Here is a 16195-nt window from a genome sequence, read left to right on the forward strand (position 1 = left end):
GACGTCTCGGCGTCGGTCCTACTCGACGGTGACGGACTTGGCCAGGTTGCGCGGCTGGTCGATGTCCAGCCCCTTGGCCCCGGCCAGGGCCGCGGCGAAGATCTGCAGCGGCACCACGGTCAGCAGCGGCCACAGGATCGTGGGAGTGACGGGCATCCGGATGATGTGGTCGGCGAAGGGCTCGACGTCGGTATCCCCCTCCTCCGCGATGACGATGGTGCGCGCGCCGCGGGCCCGGATCTCCTGGATGTTGGAGATGACCTTGTCGTGCAGGACGGGGCGGCGCGGGGTGGGCACGATGACGAAGACCGGAAGGCCCTCCTCGATGAGCGCGATCGGGCCGTGCTTGAGCTCACCGGCGGCGAAGCCCTCCGCGTGGACGTAGGCGAGCTCCTTGAGCTTGAGCGCCCCTTCCAGCGCCACCGGGAAGCCGACGTGGCGGCCCAGGAACAGGAAGGAGGACTTGTCCGCCAGCTCGGTGCCCAGCTCACGCACGCGGGCCTCCTCGTGGTCCAGGACGTGCTGGATGCGGTCCGGCATGGCGGCGAGGTTGTCCAGGTACTCGGCGACCTCGTCGGGCCACTTGTTGCCGCGCAGCTGGGCCAGGTAGAGCCCCAGCAGGTAGCAGGCGGTGATCTGGGCGAGGAAGGCCTTGGTGGAGGCCACGGCGACCTCCGGGCCGGCGTGGGTGTAGAGGACGGCGTCGGCCTCGCGGGCGATGGTCGAGCCGTAGGTGTTGACGATGGCCAGGACCTTGCTGCCCTGCTCGCGGGCGTGACGCACGGCCTGGATGGTGTCCATGGTCTCGCCGGACTGGGAGATGGCCACGGTCAGGGTCTTCTCGCTGACGACCGGGTCGCGGTAGCGGAACTCGTGGGCGAGCTCGACCTCCACGGGGATACGGCACCAGTGCTCGATGGCGTACTTGGCGACGTGCCCGGCGTAGGCGGCGGTGCCGCAGGCGATGACGATGATCTTGTCGACGCTGCGCAGGACGGCGGGGTCAATGCGCATCTCATCGAGCTGGAGCTCACCGCGCTCATCGACGCGGCCGCGCAGGGTGTCGGCCACGGCGGTGGGCTGCTCGTGGATCTCCTTGTCCATGAAGGTGTCGTAGCCGCCCTTGACGGCTGCGGAGGCGTCCCAGGAGACCTCCCAGGCCTTGGGCTCGACGGCGTTACCGTCCTTGTCCCAGACGTGGACGGCGTCGGCGGTCAGCAGGAGGACCTGGTCGTCGTCGACCTCGGCGGCCTTCTTGGTGAAGGCGACGAAGGCGGCGACGTCACTGCCCAGGAAGTTCTCGCCCTCGCCCAGGCCGATGACCAGGGGGCTGGAGCGGCGGGCGGCGACGATCGCCGCGGGGGCCAGGTCGGTGACGGCCAGCAGCGCGAAGGCGCCTTCGAGGCGGGCGGTGACGGCCTGCATCGAGGCGACCAGGAGGTCGGCGACCCGGGTCGGGTCGGAGGCGGCGGACGGGTCCTGGCGCAGACGGGAGGTGAAGTCGATGTCCAGGACGTGGGCGACGACCTCGGTGTCGGTGTCGGAGACGAGCTCACGCCCGGCGGCCTCGACCTCCTCGCGCAGCGGGCGGAAGTTCTCGATGATGCCGTTGTGGACCACGGCGAGGTGGCCGGCGCGGTGGGGGTGGGCGTTGGCCGTCGTCGGGCCGCCGTGGGTGGCCCAGCGGGTGTGGCCGATGCCCGCGGTGGCGGGGGCCGGCGGGGTGGCCTCCAGGATGGCGCGCAGCCCCGAGAGCTTGCCCGCCTCCTTGATGACATCCAGGCCGGAGGGGCCCACCAGCGCGACGCCCGCAGAGTCGTAGCCGCGGTACTCCAGACGGCCGAGGCCATCCATGAGAACGGTCAGGGAACGGGAGGAACCAGTTTCACTCGGAGGGCCGACGTGGCCAACAATTCCACACATGCTCCGATCGAATCATGCCGGCGCGGCGTTGACAACGAGCGTAGGGACACGTCGATGTGATCTCGGCGTGATCTCAGTGTGATCTCACCCCTCGCCGGTGTCCCACCGGCGTCCCGAGGAGTCCTGTTCATTCCTCAGGGATTGTCCGCCGGGCGTCTTCATTTGCGACACTGTGCCAGTGACATCCGAGCTGAGCGACCCGAGCGACCTGGGCTTCCCGTGCGCCTCACCCTACATCGAGCTGGACCGGGACCAGTGGTCCGCCCTGGCGTCCTCGGCGCCACTGCCGCTGACCCAGGCCGATGTCGAGAAGCTGCGGGGACTGGGCGACCCCATCGACCTGGCCGAGGTCGACGCCGTCTACCGGCCCCTGACCGCCCTGCTGGAGGACTACATCGCCACCTCGCGCGAGCGGGCGCACCGCACTGGCGCCTTTCTGGGGGTGAGGGAGCCGCCCACGCCTTTTATCGTTGCGGTGGCCGGGTCGGTCGCCGTGGGCAAGTCGACGACGGCGCGCCTCATCGCCCACCTGCTCGCCCGCTTCCCGGACACGCCCCGGGTGGACCTGGTGACCACCGACGGCTTCCTGCTGCCCAACCGGGTCCTTGAGGAGCGCGGACTCATGGCCCGCAAGGGATTCCCCGAGTCCTACGACCGTCGCGCCCTGCTGGAGTTCGTCGCGGCAGTGAAGTCCGGCAGCGACCGCGTCCAGGCGCCCGTCTACTCCCACACGGTCTACGACATCGTCCCGGACCGGCACGTGACGGTGGAGCGGCCCGACATTCTCGTGCTGGAGGGACTCAACGTGCTCCAGCCCGCCCCGCGGGGGTCGCGGCCGGGGGCCTCAGCGCTGGCGGTGAGCGACTTCATCGACTTCTCGATCTACGTCGACGCCGACCCCGACGACATCCGCCGCTGGTACCTGGACCGGTTCCTCACCCTCAAGCACACGGCCTTCACCCAGCCGGGCTCCTACTTCCGCCGCTTCGCCGAGATCCCCGACGACGTGGCCCTGGCTGGAGCAAACGAGATCTGGGAAAGCGTCAACCTGGTCAACCTGCGCGAGAACATCGCCCCCACCCGAGGGCGGGCCACCCTGGTCCTGACCAAGGACGCCGAGCACCGCATGAGCCGGGTCCTGCTGCGCAAGTCCTGAGCGCCCGTCCCCCTCGTCCTCGCGCTGAGACTCCAGCGGGGTGAGCTGCCTGGGGTGAAGTCATCAGCCGGTTCACCGGACATAGCGGACGCGGTCGCCCGTAGCCGCCTTGCCAGCCTTGGGCGTGCACTGCACGAGGGGCGGGTGCTACTGCGGGAGGGGCGGGTGCACTCCAGGTAGGTAGGACCTTCGTGCAGTGCGCACAACCCCTGGCCAGTAGATCCCCACCCTCGTGGAATGGACCGACCCAGAAGACGAACATGCCCGAACCGACATCAAGCGTGCACCGTCAGCAACCCGAAGAGTCCAGTGCAGCACCCAGCGTTAACACCGTGGTGTCGGCACCGATTTTAATTTTCAGAAAACACCCCTACCCCACTCCTTCCACAAGATTAACGAAGATCATCGACAGCCTTAATAAAAACCTCAGGCCGTTCAGAATGAATATCATGACCGCTTTTAACGTTGTCGACTAGAGTGTTACGAGAGAGAAGCGAGTGGACACGCGACGCGTCACGATCATCCATAGCACCGAGCAGCACCCCACGACCATCATAGTAGCCCTGCATATTTGACGGATGAGCAGCATGCAAAAGAATTGACGGACAGCGCACAGCCTTCAACATCTCCTCCTGATCAAAACCAGCAAACCACGAGAAATCATAGAAAGTCTCACCAAATCGTAAATCATAAGCGCCCGTACCATCCTGCAAGTTAGCCGTCAAGTCGAAGAACTCATTGACATGCAGCTCAGGAGGATAATACCAAAGGCGCGGTATTTCGCCAGGGTGGCGCCTCATGTAATCGAGGGCAGGCCGCTTAACAAACACATCAAAGTTCTTTTGCCCAAGAACCTGCGCAAGATAGGCGTGCTCAAGCGAGTAGCGAGTGAAATTTCGTTCACCGCTTCGCAAAAAACGATGCATATCGCGAAACCCGAGCCAAGCAAATGTCTTCTCAGCCCTCCCAGGTTCAGTCGCAAAGAATGGCGCATCCTCAATCAACAAACCAATGACAAGCTGCGGAGCCCTGGCGGCAACGATAGTCGCCAACAGACCTCCCGAAGAGTGGCCGGAGATCAATACTGGAGACTTGATAACATGCTGGATAAACCACACGAAATCAATCGCATTCTTGATTGCCGTATAATCTGCCGGATTTTTACTCGATCCACCATGGCCATAACAGTCGACCGCAAACACGTGATAGCGTTGAGATAGTTCTCCGAGCACCGCACTATAGTCCCTCCACGTTGTTTGCTGGCCGTGGACCAACATGAGCGGCGAACCATTGGCCGGCCCCTCACCATAGTGAATGATTGAACCGCTCGGCAGCGTTACCTGCCTTTCGACAAAACCAGCACGACGAACAGCCGCCTCAGCAGCCTGATCATACGTCATATTTCGATGAGCAAAATAAGTCACACCTCCCCCAAGCAGGCCAAGCACGGCGCACATTATTATCAGCACACGCACCCTCCTTCGCTTAGTTTTCAGTATTGTCACGTGCCGCACGATGGCCCCCCCTCCACATGACGAGCAGCCTGCACGAAGAACTGCGTATCCATCAAAGCGAGCCCCTGATCGATGTCGCCAATAAGTAGGAGCTCATCACCAGCCTTAATGTTGAAAACCTTTCTGGCACGTACCGGAAGCGTAAGTCTTCCATCCTGATCGATCACAACGGTGCCAAATATGTATTTGCCGGGGCGATCAAGCATGGAAACAAATGAAGTGTCACCGTTGACAAGATCGTCGATCGCAACATCGAACGCCTGCGCTAACCGAATACATGAGGAGATGTCGGGATTACCACCCGGAGCCTCCCACTTGGCAATGGTCTGCCGAGAGACGCCAACCTTGTTTGCCAATGCTTCCTGAGTCCAGCGATGCATTTTACGCAAGGCGGCGATGTTACTACTAATCATGAATGAATGATAAAACGACACACTGTGGTCGTCAATCAAACAATACAGACACGATGAGGTTTGCATGTTAAAAATAGTGGCATCCACGCCTGTTTGAATCACACTAGAACCCGCCCTTCACCGATCCTGATCTGATGACCTTCCCGGGGCGGGCAGCCCTGGTCCCGGCCAAGGACGCCGAGCACCGCATGAGCCGGGTCCTGCGGCGCAAGTCCTGAGCGCCCGTCCCTGAAGCCACCGTGAAGGCGGTCTGAAACCTGAGGACCACAGGCTCACGGTCATGACAACCCAGGCAACACCTACAGCTCCCATGAACGTCCTCGTCGTCGGTCTGGGGGTGATCGGGACGACGTACGGATACCTTTTTCAGAAGGCCGGTCACCACGTCGAGCACCTGGTGCGACAAAGCAGTACGAGGGCCTCAGTCAGCTCGCTCGAGGTCGAGATCCTCGATGGCAGGACTGACCCGAAAGGCTCGCTGTCCCAGGACCAGTACACCGTTCACCACCGGGGACACACGAGCTACGACCTCATCGTGGTCTCGGTGCCGCAGGGCAGGATCGCCGAGGCAATGGCCGCCCTCCGTACGGGTGGGATCGAGGGGCCTGTGCTTCTGTTCTGCGGATTCTGGGGAGAGCGCGAGGAGCTCGACCGTTTGATGGCCGGCCGCGATGTCCTCCTGGGGTACCCGGTGGCGGGCGGGAGCATCACGGGAGAACGGCTCGCCAGCTGCGTCTTCGACCACATCATGCTGGAGCGGCGCGACAAAGCCCGTTTCCCGGGCTACGAGGGGGTGGAGGCGCTGTTCGGCTCCTGCGGTATCAGCCTCGAGCGCCCCCATGACATGCTCGAGTGGATCTGGCTGCATATGGCGATCAACGCCGGTGTCGGTGCCGTGGCAGCAATGTACGGCGACGTCGAGGACACGACGCGCGCCGCCGAGCAGCTCATGGGCTCTACCAGGATGCTCGCCCGGGTGGTCAAGGCGATCCGGGAAACATCGAGGATCGTGGCCTCGCGCGGCGTTGATCTGAGGCGCTACCGCAGCGAGATGCTCGCCTACCGGCTGCCGACCGCCGCGTCCGCACCCCTCATGAAGCGGATGTTCGCCAGGAATCTCCTCACCCGACGGATCATGACGCTGCATGGCAACACCGCTGACCTGTTGTTCGTGTGCCGGACCGTCTACGAGCAGGGCCGGACCAACGGAGTCTCTGCTCCCATCTTCTACAGAAGCTACGAAGCGGCCCGTGACAAGGCTGCCCGCCGTGATCAGCACCTACCTGGCATGGTCCATGAACGGAACGAAACGGCGTGAAACCGAGTGGCGTCGCGGTGAAGCCGCGGTGAAACCGCCGGGGTCCAGCCTTGGCGGCATGGCAACACGAACAGCAAACGAATCGCTCTCACCGGGCGAGGCACCGGCCATGAGGACCGATGGCCTGACCCGCACCTTCGGCTCCTTCACCGCCGTCGACCGCCTGGACCTGGAGATCCCCACCGGCATCGTCTACGGCCTGCTCGGCCCCAACGGTGCCGGCAAGTCGACGGCGCTGCGCATGATGACCACCCTGCTGGCCCCCACCCGGGGCCGGGCGATGGTCCTGGGGCACGACGTCGTCCGCGAGCGCCACGCGGTGCGCGGCCTCATCGGGGTGACGGGACAGTACGCCAGCGTCGATGAGACGCTCACCGGCTCGGAGAACCTGCGCCTCTTCGGGCGCCTGCTGGGCCTTGGCCGGCGTCGGGCGCGGGAGCGGTCCGAGGAGCTGCTGGCCGCCTTCAGCCTGACCGAGGCAGGCGGCAAGCGGGTGAGCGGATACTCCGGTGGGATGCGGCGGCGACTGGACCTGGCGGTCTCGCTCATCTCCCGTCCCCCGCTCATCTTCCTCGACGAGCCCACCACTGGTCTGGACCCGCGTACGCGTGAGCAGATGTGGGACGTCATCCGTTCCCTGGTGGAGGGCGGCTCGACGATCCTGCTGACCACTCAGTACCTGGAGGAGGCTGACCGCCTGGCTCACCGGGTCGGCATCATCGATGCCGGACGGCTCATCGCCGAGGGCACCCCCGATGAGCTCAAGGACCGGGTGGGCAGCAGCTCTCTGGTGCTGACGCCGGCGACCCCCGAGGACCAGGGGGCCACCGCGGCGATCATCGAGCGGGTGACCGGTCACGCCCCGGCGACCGTCGACCAGGGCACCCACCTGCAGGCGCCGCTGAGCGAGGCGTCGGTGGCCACCGAGGTGCTCGTGGCCCTGCGCGACGCCGGCCTGTCCCCCAGAACCGTCTCGGTGGACCGCCCCAGCATGGACTCGGTCTTCATGGCCCTGACCGGGCAACCCACGAAGCACGATGACGCGGCCTCACCTGATGCCGCCGCGCTGTCGGCGCCATCACTCGCTTCCTCGTCCTCCCGTCCCGCAGACTCTCAGGAGCAGTCATGACCGTCCCCACCACCGCGACCGCACCGACCAGTAGCTCCCTCTCCCCCGGCGTCTGGCGTTTCAGCGAGGCCCGGCTCGTCCCGGACACCCTGGCCATGGCCTGGCGCTCACTCATCACCATGGTGCGCAACCCCGGGGAGTTCTACGACATCCTCATCCAGCCGGTCATGTTCACTGTCCTGTTCGGCGAGCTCTTCGGCGGCGCCATCGCCGGCGACGTCAAGGCCTACCTGCCCACGATCGTCCCGGGTCTCATCATCATGAATGCCTTGACCACGAGCCAGAGCGTGGGCGTGGACCTGCGCGAGGACATGGACAAGGGCGTTTTCGACCGCTTCCGCACCATGCCGATGTCCCGTATCGCGCCGGTCCTGGGGCCCATGGTCTCCGACGTGCTGCGCTACCTCATCTGCACCTCACTGACCGTACTCACCGGCTACATCCTGGGCTACCGGCCTGCCAACGGCTGGTCGGGAACGATTGGCGCCATCGCCCTGGCGGCGGGCTGCGCCTGGGCCATCGCCTGGATCTTCCTCTTCCTGGGGACGGTGTTCTCCTCGGCCCAAGCGGTCACCTCCTTCACGGTGATCGTCCTGTTCCCGCTGACCTTCCTGTCCAACGCCATGGTGCCCACCTCGACGCTACCGGGCTGGCTCAAGGCCTTCGTGCGCCACAACCCGGTCTCGCACATCGTCGACGGCGACCGGTACCTGCTGGACGGAACAGCGGGCTCGGCCGGGGACGTGCGGGCCGCGATCATCGGCTCGCTGCTGATCCTGGCCGTCATGGCTCCCCTGACGGTCGTGCGCTACCAGCGGCGCAACGCCTGAGCCGCGCCTCAGGGACTCAGCCGACCTCGCCCGCCAGACGGCCGGCGAGGTCGGCGGCGTGAGCCACGAGCCCACCGCGGTCCAGGGACCGAATCCTCTCCTCGGCCTGCGCCAGTGCCCGGGCGTCCAGCCGCTCAGTGCGGCTGCGCAGGTAGTCGTGGGAGAGCAGGCGGCAGGTCTGGTTGGTGCCCACCGCCAGGGCGGTGGCGACCAGCTCGCCCCCTACTGCCCGCCGGTCGGAGCCCGCGTCCTCAGCAGCCACGGCGGACAGGCCAACGGCCGCCGCGAAAGCCATGAGCGTGGGAATGTCACGCTGCCGTGGAGCCGGATCGGAGAGGATCTCGCGCAGCAGGGAGGTGGCTCGGGCACGGACGGCTCGGGCATCGAGCTCGACGGCGTCGTCGGGGCTGAGCTCGACGTCGGTGACCAGGCACATGCTCAGGATGTAGAGCTCCCACTGGGAGCCCGATCCCAGGATGGAGCGCCAGTTCCCGGCGTAGCGCAGGCTCACGCGCTGGATGAGGGCGGCGGTGCGCACGTTCCCGCGGGTGAGCTCCAGCTCACCGCGCACGGAGCGGGCGATGAAGCGCATGGTTCCCGGCAGGTCGATCGGTTCCAGGCTCTCCAACAGCCTGCCCGCCGTCTCGGGGCGCGGATCGAGGTAGACCGCGCAGTAGGCCCCCTCCATGTGCAGTGTCGTGCGGAAGAACTCGCCCCAGCTGGGCAGGACCCGTTCCAGGAGCACCTGGGCGCGCGAGCAGGCGTCGACGACCTGGCTGTAACGCCCCAGGGACATGAGCACCTGCAGCCGGTGGAGGTGCAGCTCGAGCAGGTGAATGCCGGCCAGGTCGTGGCCATGGAGCCGCCCCAGGAGGGCCTCGATGGTCTCCAGGGAGGCCTGAGGATCGCCGTCGTCCTCCTGCTGGGCGGCCAGGCAGCGGGTCGCCGCCCAGGCGACCCAGGGGTCGGCGTCGCCGGTCAGCTCGGGCCACTGCTCGTCGCTCGCACGCAGGAAGCGCCTGACCCGGCTGAACGGTCCCTCTCCGTCGAAGGAGGCCGGCAGCAGGGAGCGGACCTGTTCGGGCACGTGGCTCAGGAGCCCGAAGAGGGTGACGCACAGGGCCAGGACGCTCAGGCCTGCCTCGTTGCCGCGTGAGTCCTGGGCGGGTTGGACAGCGGCAGCGATGAGGCGCGCACCATAGTCGGCGATGCGCTCATAGCTCCAGGTGACGCTCCACAGGCGCATGAGGGCGGCACCGATGAGGCAGATGGCGTCGCGCAGTTCCGCCGGCAGGTGATCCGTGCCGTGGCCGTCGGCCTGTGCCAGGAGCCGGTCGAGCTGTTGAAGGATGACGGCCTCATCGTGGGCGACCTGCCGGAAGAGGCGGTCGTGGCGGCGCGCCTCGGGGTGACGGGCGTCGCCGAAGTCGCCGGCGTCCACGGGAAAACGGATCTGGGAGCACAGGTCCACCGCCCACTGGCGCAGGGTCGCGCGGGCCTCGGCCTCGTCACCGGAGGCGGACAGCTGCTCCAGGGCGAAGTCTCGGACGGTGACGAGCATGTGGAAGCGGGGCAGGCCGTGGTCGCGCACCACGAGCAGGGAGTGGGAGACCAGGGCGTCGAGGAGGTCGGCGGCCTGCGCGCCGATGAGCGCCTCCGCGGGCAGGAGGGTGAAGCCGTCGGGGAGCAGGGCCAGCCGAGCCAGGGCGCGGCGTTCGGCGGCGTCGAGCAGGTTCCAGGACCACTCGATGACCGCTGTCAGGGTGCGTTGACGGGCGGGGGCGTCGCGGGCGGCGGTGAGCAGATCGGGTCTGCCGGGCAGTCGCTCGGCGATCTGGCCGACCGACAGGCTGCGGGTGCGCGCGGCGGCCAACTCGATGGCCAAGGGGATGCCCTCCAACCGGCTCAGGAGCTCGCCTAAGTCGTCATCGTCGATGACCTGGCCGGGGCGAGCGGCCAGAGCACGGGCGCGGAAGAGCTCGGCGGAGGAGGCAGCATTGAGGGCCTCAAGGCGGTGGACGTGCTCCGCGGCCAGGTCGACGGGGCGGCGCGAGGTCGCCAGCACGCGCAGGTCGGGGCAGGCGACCAGGAGCGGCCCGATGAGGTCGGCCGCCTCGCCGGCCAGGTGCTCGCAGTTGTCCAGCACCAGGACGGTTCCGGGCTGGGAGAGGGCGGCGGCCAGATCGCGGTGCGGGTCACCGTTGACGACTGCGGAGCCTCCGATCGCATCGAGCACGACCCTGGCCAGATCGGCTCCGGGTGACACCTCGGCGAGGGCGACGACGTAGACGGCGGGGCGGCGGCTGCGGGCCGCCACCACCTGGGCCAGGGTGGTCTTGCCGACCCCACCGGGGCCGGTGAGCGTCACCAGACGGTGGGTGCTCAGGGCCTTGAGAACACCGGTCACGTCCGCCTCGCGCCCCAGGAAGTGCTCGGGCTCGGTCTGCAGTCCGTGGCGCACAGGGCTCTCGGCGGCCAGGACGGCCTCGTGGGCGGCGCGCGCGGCCGGTCCGGGCACGGCTCCCAGCTCGCGCAGCCGACGGCGGTACTGCTCGTAGATCTCCAGGGCCGCAGCCGGTGAGCGCACCCAGGACTCGGCGCGCATGAGGGCGGCCAGGACGGTCTCGTCGCCGCCGTCGCGCTGGGAGGCCTCACGCAGCAGGTCCACGGCCCGCTCGTGCTCACCGGTGGCCTCCAGGGCGAGCCCCCGGTCGCGGCGGGCCCCCTCGGTCAGGGCTGCAGCCCGCTCTCGCAAGAGGGCCATAGGGGCGGCTCCTGCTCCACCGTTGTCATCGACCTCGTCGGGAACGGGCACCTGGGGCAGTCGGTCGGTGAGATCGAGGACCTGCTCCCACTGGCCGGCGGCGGCGCAGGCTCGGGCGCGCTCCGCCCGATACGACAGGTCCCGGACATCAGCCTCCGCCTCCGCCAGCTCCAGTCGGTAGCCATCGCCGCTGCGCTCGACGACACCCTCCCCTACGACGGCACGCAGCCGGGAGACGACGACGTGAAGCGCCCGCAGCGGCCGGGCCGGGGCGTCGTCGGGCCACAGGGCCTCAATGAGGGCGCCGTCGCTCACCCTGGCGTCCTGGCTGCCGGCGAGCACGGCGAGCAGGTCAAGGCTCCTACCGCTCAAGGGCCGGCCTTGCCAGGTCGGCGGCTCCGTCAGGAGAGCCAGGCGGTACGAGGAGGTCACGAGGCCATTCTCACCCATCACCGTGAGGCGGTGCTCCACATGCCGGCGCCGGTCGCGACGCCGGCCACCGTCATGACGGTACGCCGGTTCCGAGATCCTCAGATGAGACTCAGGCGTTAGGAAGCAGCGAAGGCTTGAGACGACATGCGCTTGAGCAGGGCAGACACGTCCGGGACGTCATCGTGGGGACCATCGTCAGAAAGAGTAAAACGTTGAGCCTTCATCGTATCCATGACAGCACCGATGGACGATGCGTGGCCCTGAGGTCCGGTCCCAAGCGTCACCCCTTCGGCAGCACACCAACCTTCGGGGGCCTACTTTGAAGGCATCTCCCACCTGAAAAAGCCGAAGCGCTTGCTGCCCTGGCGATCGGGGAAGAACACGGCGACTATCGTGTCGGCACCGTGGTCGAGGTGATCGGCGATCACGGAGTCGATGGGCTCGGACTCAGGGACCGCAAGGATCCTGGTGTCATTGAGGTAGTGGTTGCGCCTGAACAGCTCCCGCCCCTGAGTCGTACCGAGGAAGAGCCCCACAGCGCGCGCCGCATCACGCCGCGTCGTCTTGGTGTCACTCATCTCTGCCAACTCCTGAAGTGCTGTTCCATCCAGTCGATTACCTGCTTGTATGACTCGTCGTAAGACGCCCCCAGTATGGCATGGTCATTTTGTTAGACGCTGTATCCCAACGGTTATATCAGAAGTAGATCGGCAATAACATTGGGGCTGAGGCATAGACCCCGACCACTACACGGCCACGCCGTGCACCTGCAGTCCCAGAACCTTCAATGGCCTGTGCCCCGCCCATAGGTTCTGGGCGGGGCACATAGATCGGGCATGATGCCTTTTGAAGGCAGGGGAGGAAACCGCCGTCAGCTCACAGGCTGAGGTCGTTCTTGACGGTGTCGGCCAGGGAGCGGGCCACGCGGTCGGCCTCCTCCTGGGTGGCGGCCTCGACCATGACGCGCACGAGCGGCTCGGTGCCCGAGGGGCGCAGCAGGACCCGGCCGGTCTCGCCCAGGTCCTTCTCCGCGGAGGCCACGGCGTCCTGCACGGCCTTGTTGGTGCTGGCGGCGCCCTTGTCGACATTCTTGACGTTGATGAGGGTCTGGGGCAGGCGGGTGACGACGCTGGCGAGCTCGGCCAGCGTCTTGCCGGTGCGCTTGACGCGCGCAGCCACGTGCAGGGAGGTGAGCACGCCGTCACCGGTGGTGGCGTGGACGGTGTCGATGACGTGCCCGGACTGCTCGCCGCCCAGGGTGTAGCCGCCCTGGAGCATCCGCTCGAGCACGTAGCGGTCGCCCACGCCGGTCTGGACGGTGCGGATGCCGTGCTCACGCATGGCCAGGATGAGGCCGAGGTTGCTCATGACGGTCACGACGAGCGTGTCGGAGCCGAGAGTGCCGTCGGCCTTCATGCCGATGGCGAGCATGCCCATGATCTGGTCACCGTCGACGAGCTTGCCGTCGGCGTCCACGGCCAGGCAGCGGTCGGCGTCGCCGTCGTAGGCCACGCCCATGTCCGCCCCGACCGCCGTGACGTAGTTCTGCAGCTGCTCGGGGTGGGTGGAGCCGCAGTTGTCGTTGATGTTGAGGCCGTCCGGGGAGGCGTTGATGACGATGACCTCGGCGCCGGCGGCCCGCAGCGCGGCCGGACCGACGACGGAGGCGGCGCCGTTGGAGGCGTCGACGACGATGCGCAGGCCGGACAGGTCAGTGGCGACGGAGTCGACGAGGTGGTTGATGTAGTTCTGATCCGCGACGGTCTCCCCCTTGATGACGCGGCCGACGTCGGCGCCGGTGGGGCGGTCGTTGACCTTGCCCAGGAGGGCCTCGATCTCGTCCTCGACGGCGTCGGCGAGCTTGTAGCCGCCGCGGGCGATGAACTTGATGCCGTTGTCCGGGAAGGGGTTGTGGGAGGCGGAGATCATGACGCCCAGCTCGATGTCCTGGGTGGCCGTCAGGTGGGCGATCGCCGGGGTGGGTAGGACGCCCACGCGGGTGACGTCGATGCCGGAGGAGGCCAGGCCCGCGCTGATGGCGTGGTCGAGGAATTCTCCGGAGGCGCGGGTGTCGCGGCCCACGATCGCGCGGGGGCGGCCGCTGCGTGAGGTCCGTGCGGCGGACGTGTCCTTGGTCAGGACGCGGGCCGCGGCCTCACCGAGCTGTACGGCCAGGGTGGGCGTGAGCAGGTCGTTGGCCAGGCCGCGTACGCCGTCGGTTCCGAAGAGACGAGCCATGGAAATCCTCCTGAGGGGTGACGAAACAGCACCATCCTGCCACGGGGCGCCGAACATCGGGGCCCAACCTTCGGCCAGCGCACAAGGTCTGATGTCCTGCGCCGACCCCGGCCCGGCGGCTCGCGCCTGAGATCGCGCCCCTCACCGCCGCGCCTCGGACGTCTGTCGGCCGCTTATCGACTGATGCGCCGCCGCCCGGGAGGCTCTCCACACCCCCTGACACATGACGACGACGGCCGCCCCGGGAAGGGGACGACCGCCGTCGTAGCGGAGGGGAGGCCCGGCCGGCTCGGCCAGGACCTGACCCGATCAGCGCTTGGAGTACTGGGGGGCGCGGCGGGCCTTGTGCAGACCGGCCTTCTTGCGCTCCACGATGCGCGAGTCGCGAGTGAGGAAACCGGCCTTCTTCAGGGTGGCGCGGTTGGCCTCACGGTCGATCTCGTTGAGCGCGCGGGCGATGCCCAGGCGCAGGGCGCCGGCCTGGCCGGAGACGCCACCGCCGTTGATGCGGGCGACGACGTCGAAGCGGCCCTCGAGGTCCAGGATGGTGAAGGGGGCGCGCACGAGCTGCTGGTGCAGCTTGTTGGGGAAGTAGTCCTCCAGGGAGCGGCCGTTGAGCGTCCACTGGCCGGTGCCGGGAACGAGGCGCACGCGAGCGACGGCCTCCTTGCGGCGACCCAGGCCGGAGCCGGGGGCGGTGATGGACTGGCCGCGACCCGGAGCGGACTCCTCGGTCTCGGTGGTGTAGCTGGAGGGGGCGTTCTCCTCGTCCAGCGCGTCAATGTCGACAGTGGTCTCAGCCACGATATGTCCTTTGCTTGTCGCGGGGTGCCGAGCGCTGGAGCGCTTACTGGGCGACCTGGGTGATCTCGAACGTCTTCGGGCTCTGGGAGGCGTGCGGGTGCTCGGCACCTGCGTAGACCTTGAGCTTCTTGAGCTGGGCGCGACCGAGCTTGGTGTGGGGAACCATGCCCTTGATGGCCTTCTCAACGGCGCGCTCCGGGCGGGTGGCCAGCAGCTCGCGGTAGGAGACGGCGGTCAGGCCACCCGGGTGGCCGGAGTGGCGGTAGGCGAACTTCTTGTCAGCCTTGCCGTTGGTGAGAGCCACCTTGTCGGCATTGATGATGACGACGTAGTCGCCGCAGTCCTCGTTGGGGGCGAACTGGGGCTTGTGCTTCCCACGGAGCAGGGTGGCGGCCTGGGCCGCGAGTCGACCCAGGACGACGTCGGTGGCGTCGATGACGTACCAGTTCTTCTCGACGTCGCCGGGCTTCGGTGTGTACGTGCGCACGGGCGTTGCCTTCGTTTCTCTTGGCGAGTGGGCACGCCGAAGCGCGGTGAAGCGTTCGCGGTTCGGCGAGACCACCATGGTCAGGTGAGTGGTCGGAGCACAGGCGATCCGGGGCGAGTGGGACGGCACCGCGGACACGCACACGTGTGCTGCACGACGATTGCCAACAGTACCGGGCGCCCCGCGGAAGGGTCAAAAGGTGCGGCTTCCCAGTTCCGTGAATCGCACCACGCGGCCAGGCGAGCCCCTGACCGCCGATCAGCAGCTCAGACGCCGGGTGGTGCGGGCCCGCTCGGCCTGGGCGGCGAGCTCGTCGTCGGCCGGGTAGGTGACCTCCTCCAGGGTCAGCCCGTGCGGCGGGGCGACGGGGGCGGCGCTCTGGCGCGTGCGGGCGTCCAGGAGCTCGCGCGGCCAGGTGACCGGCTTGCGTCCCTGCCCGACGGCCAGGCCGGCCCCCACCAGGGAGCGGACCATGGAGTGGCAGAAGGCGTCAGCGACGACGCTCAGGGTCACGAGCCCGGCCTCCGGCCCTGCGTCCGGCCCGGCCTCGGCCCGGCGCCACTGCAGGGTGCGCAGGGTGCGGATGGTCGTGGCACCCTCGCGGGGCTTGCAGTAGGACAGGAAGTCGTGCTCGCCGAGCAGGGCGCGGGCGGAGGCGTCCATGGCCTCGACGCCGAGCACATCGGGCAGCCACAGGACGGTGGCGCGCCGGGCGGGGTCGCGCGGGGCGGCGGCGTCGGCGATCCGGTAGGTGTAGCGGCGGCTCAGGGCGCCGAAGCGGGCGTCGAAGGCCTCCGGCACGGTGCGCGCCCCGGTGACGACGACGTCGCCGGCCCCACGCGGCGTGCGCGCCAGGCTCTCCTGGGCCTCGCGGGCCAGGACGCCCGCCACCCGGGCGAGCAGGGCGGTCTCGGGGAGGCGCTCGGAGCGTCCGGGCAGTGCGTCCCAGGCCTCGGGGCTCACATCGAGGTGGGCCACCTGGGCGGCGGCGTGGACGCCGGCGTCGGTGCGTCCGGCCACGGTGAGGCGGACGGGCTCACGCAGCACGGTGGCCAGGGCGGAAGTGAGGACCCCCTCGACGGTGCGCAGCCCGGGCTGGGCGGCCCACCCGGAGAAGAAGGTGCCGTCGTAGGCCAGGTCGAGGCGGATGCGTGGCATGCCCCCATTGAACCGCACCGTCTTCGCGC

At 67.8% G+C, this 16195-nt stretch carries 13 protein-coding genes; 4 read left to right on the top strand and 9 right to left on the bottom strand.

What is annotated here, in order from left to right; translation table 11 throughout:
- Positions 1-18 precede the first annotated feature (18 nt).
- A complete protein-coding gene (gene glmS, locus AXE84_RS01935) occupies positions 19-1923 on the bottom strand; it encodes a glutamine--fructose-6-phosphate transaminase (isomerizing) (RefSeq protein ID WP_060956648.1) in 1905 nt (634 codons plus the stop codon).
- Positions 1924-2095: 172 nt separating this feature from the next.
- Here glmS and coaA point away from each other — a divergent pair, with 172 nt between their 5' ends.
- Positions 2096-3079 carry a type I pantothenate kinase gene (gene coaA, locus AXE84_RS01940; RefSeq protein ID WP_060956649.1) on the top strand — a complete coding sequence of 328 codons (984 nt, stop codon included), beginning with the start codon at positions 2096-2098 and terminating at the stop codon, positions 3077-3079.
- 392 nt (positions 3080-3471) lie between these two features.
- On the opposite strand, the gene AXE84_RS12345 is transcribed toward coaA, so the two are convergent.
- Together AXE84_RS12345 and AXE84_RS12350 are read right to left on the bottom strand one after the other, a co-directional pair.
- Complete coding sequence (locus AXE84_RS12345) at positions 3472-4536, bottom strand: alpha/beta fold hydrolase (RefSeq protein WP_150116281.1); 1065 nt, start codon at positions 4534-4536, stop codon at positions 3472-3474.
- A gap of 44 nt (positions 4537-4580) precedes the next feature.
- On the bottom strand, positions 4581-5006 hold the full coding sequence (locus AXE84_RS12350; RefSeq protein WP_081093015.1) for a helix-turn-helix domain-containing protein: 426 nt from the start codon (positions 5004-5006) through the stop codon (positions 4581-4583).
- A gap of 310 nt (positions 5007-5316) precedes the next feature.
- Between AXE84_RS12350 and AXE84_RS01945 the strand changes: the two genes are divergently transcribed.
- Genes AXE84_RS01945 through AXE84_RS01955 form a run of 3 tightly spaced genes read left to right on the top strand, consistent with a single transcriptional unit; the run spans position 5317 to position 8283 of the window.
- Positions 5317-6324: a ketopantoate reductase family protein gene (locus tag AXE84_RS01945; RefSeq protein WP_060956650.1), complete on the top strand. Its 1008-nt coding sequence runs from the start codon at positions 5317-5319 to the stop codon at positions 6322-6324.
- Between the two features lie 58 nt (positions 6325-6382).
- Positions 6383-7453: an ATP-binding cassette domain-containing protein gene (locus AXE84_RS01950; protein ID WP_060956651.1), complete on the top strand. Its 1071-nt coding sequence runs from the start codon at positions 6383-6385 to the stop codon at positions 7451-7453.
- Positions 7450-8283, top strand: a complete 834-nt coding sequence (locus tag AXE84_RS01955) for an ABC transporter permease (RefSeq protein ID WP_060956652.1) — start codon at positions 7450-7452, stop codon at positions 8281-8283. Before AXE84_RS01950 ends, AXE84_RS01955 begins: the two co-directional genes overlap by 4 nt.
- A 16-nt stretch (positions 8284-8299) precedes the next feature.
- On the opposite strand, the gene AXE84_RS01960 is transcribed toward AXE84_RS01955, so the two are convergent.
- The 6 genes from AXE84_RS01960 to truA all read right to left on the bottom strand — a co-directional run bounded on the left by AXE84_RS01960 (position 8300) and on the right by truA (position 16166).
- The gene (locus AXE84_RS01960; RefSeq protein WP_060958107.1) at positions 8300-11497 is read right to left on the bottom strand and encodes a BTAD domain-containing putative transcriptional regulator; all 3198 of its coding nucleotides are present in this window, start codon (positions 11495-11497) and stop codon (positions 8300-8302) included.
- Between the two features lie 296 nt (positions 11498-11793).
- Positions 11794-12057, bottom strand: coding sequence for a hypothetical protein (locus tag AXE84_RS13125; protein WP_236750098.1), 264 nt, complete (start codon positions 12055-12057; stop codon positions 11794-11796).
- Positions 12058-12355: 298 nt separating this feature from the next.
- On the bottom strand, positions 12356-13717 hold the full coding sequence (glmM, locus tag AXE84_RS01970; protein WP_060956653.1) for a phosphoglucosamine mutase: 1362 nt from the start codon (positions 13715-13717) through the stop codon (positions 12356-12358).
- 309 nt (positions 13718-14026) lie between these two features.
- Positions 14027-14521 (bottom strand): 30S ribosomal protein S9, encoded by a 495-nt coding sequence (gene rpsI, locus AXE84_RS01975; protein WP_003789348.1) that lies wholly within the window; start codon positions 14519-14521, stop codon positions 14027-14029.
- Between the two features lie 43 nt (positions 14522-14564).
- Complete coding sequence (gene rplM, locus AXE84_RS01980; protein WP_003789346.1) at positions 14565-15008, bottom strand: 50S ribosomal protein L13; 444 nt, start codon at positions 15006-15008, stop codon at positions 14565-14567.
- Between the two features lie 258 nt (positions 15009-15266).
- The gene (gene truA, locus AXE84_RS01985) at positions 15267-16166 is read right to left on the bottom strand and encodes a tRNA pseudouridine(38-40) synthase TruA (RefSeq protein ID WP_060956654.1); all 900 of its coding nucleotides are present in this window, start codon (positions 16164-16166) and stop codon (positions 15267-15269) included.
- Positions 16167-16195 lie beyond the last annotated feature (29 nt).

It is taken from the genome of Actinomyces oris (assembly GCF_001553935.1).
Lineage (GTDB): Bacteria > Actinomycetota > Actinomycetes > Actinomycetales > Actinomycetaceae > Actinomyces > Actinomyces oris_A.

Coding starts and splice junctions, on each gene's coding strand:
- glmS (WP_060956648.1), bottom strand. CDS start 1,923: ATGTGTGGAATTGTTGGCCACGTCGGCCCTCCGAGTGAAACTGGTTCC.
- AXE84_RS12345 (WP_150116281.1), bottom strand. CDS start 4,536: ATGTGCGCCGTGCTTGGCCTGCTTGGGGGAGGTGTGACTTATTTTGCT.
- AXE84_RS12350 (WP_081093015.1), bottom strand. CDS start 5,006: ATGATTAGTAGTAACATCGCCGCCTTGCGTAAAATGCATCGCTGGACT.
- AXE84_RS01945 (WP_060956650.1), top strand. CDS start 5,317: ATGAACGTCCTCGTCGTCGGTCTGGGGGTGATCGGGACGACGTACGGA.
- AXE84_RS01950 (WP_060956651.1), top strand. CDS start 6,383: ATGGCAACACGAACAGCAAACGAATCGCTCTCACCGGGCGAGGCACCG.
- AXE84_RS01955 (WP_060956652.1), top strand. CDS start 7,450: ATGACCGTCCCCACCACCGCGACCGCACCGACCAGTAGCTCCCTCTCC.
- AXE84_RS01960 (WP_060958107.1), bottom strand. CDS start 11,497: ATGGGTGAGAATGGCCTCGTGACCTCCTCGTACCGCCTGGCTCTCCTG.
- AXE84_RS13125 (WP_236750098.1), bottom strand. CDS start 12,057: ATGAGTGACACCAAGACGACGCGGCGTGATGCGGCGCGCGCTGTGGGG.
- glmM (WP_060956653.1), bottom strand. CDS start 13,717: ATGGCTCGTCTCTTCGGAACCGACGGCGTACGCGGCCTGGCCAACGAC.
- truA (WP_060956654.1), bottom strand. CDS start 16,166: ATGCCACGCATCCGCCTCGACCTGGCCTACGACGGCACCTTCTTCTCC.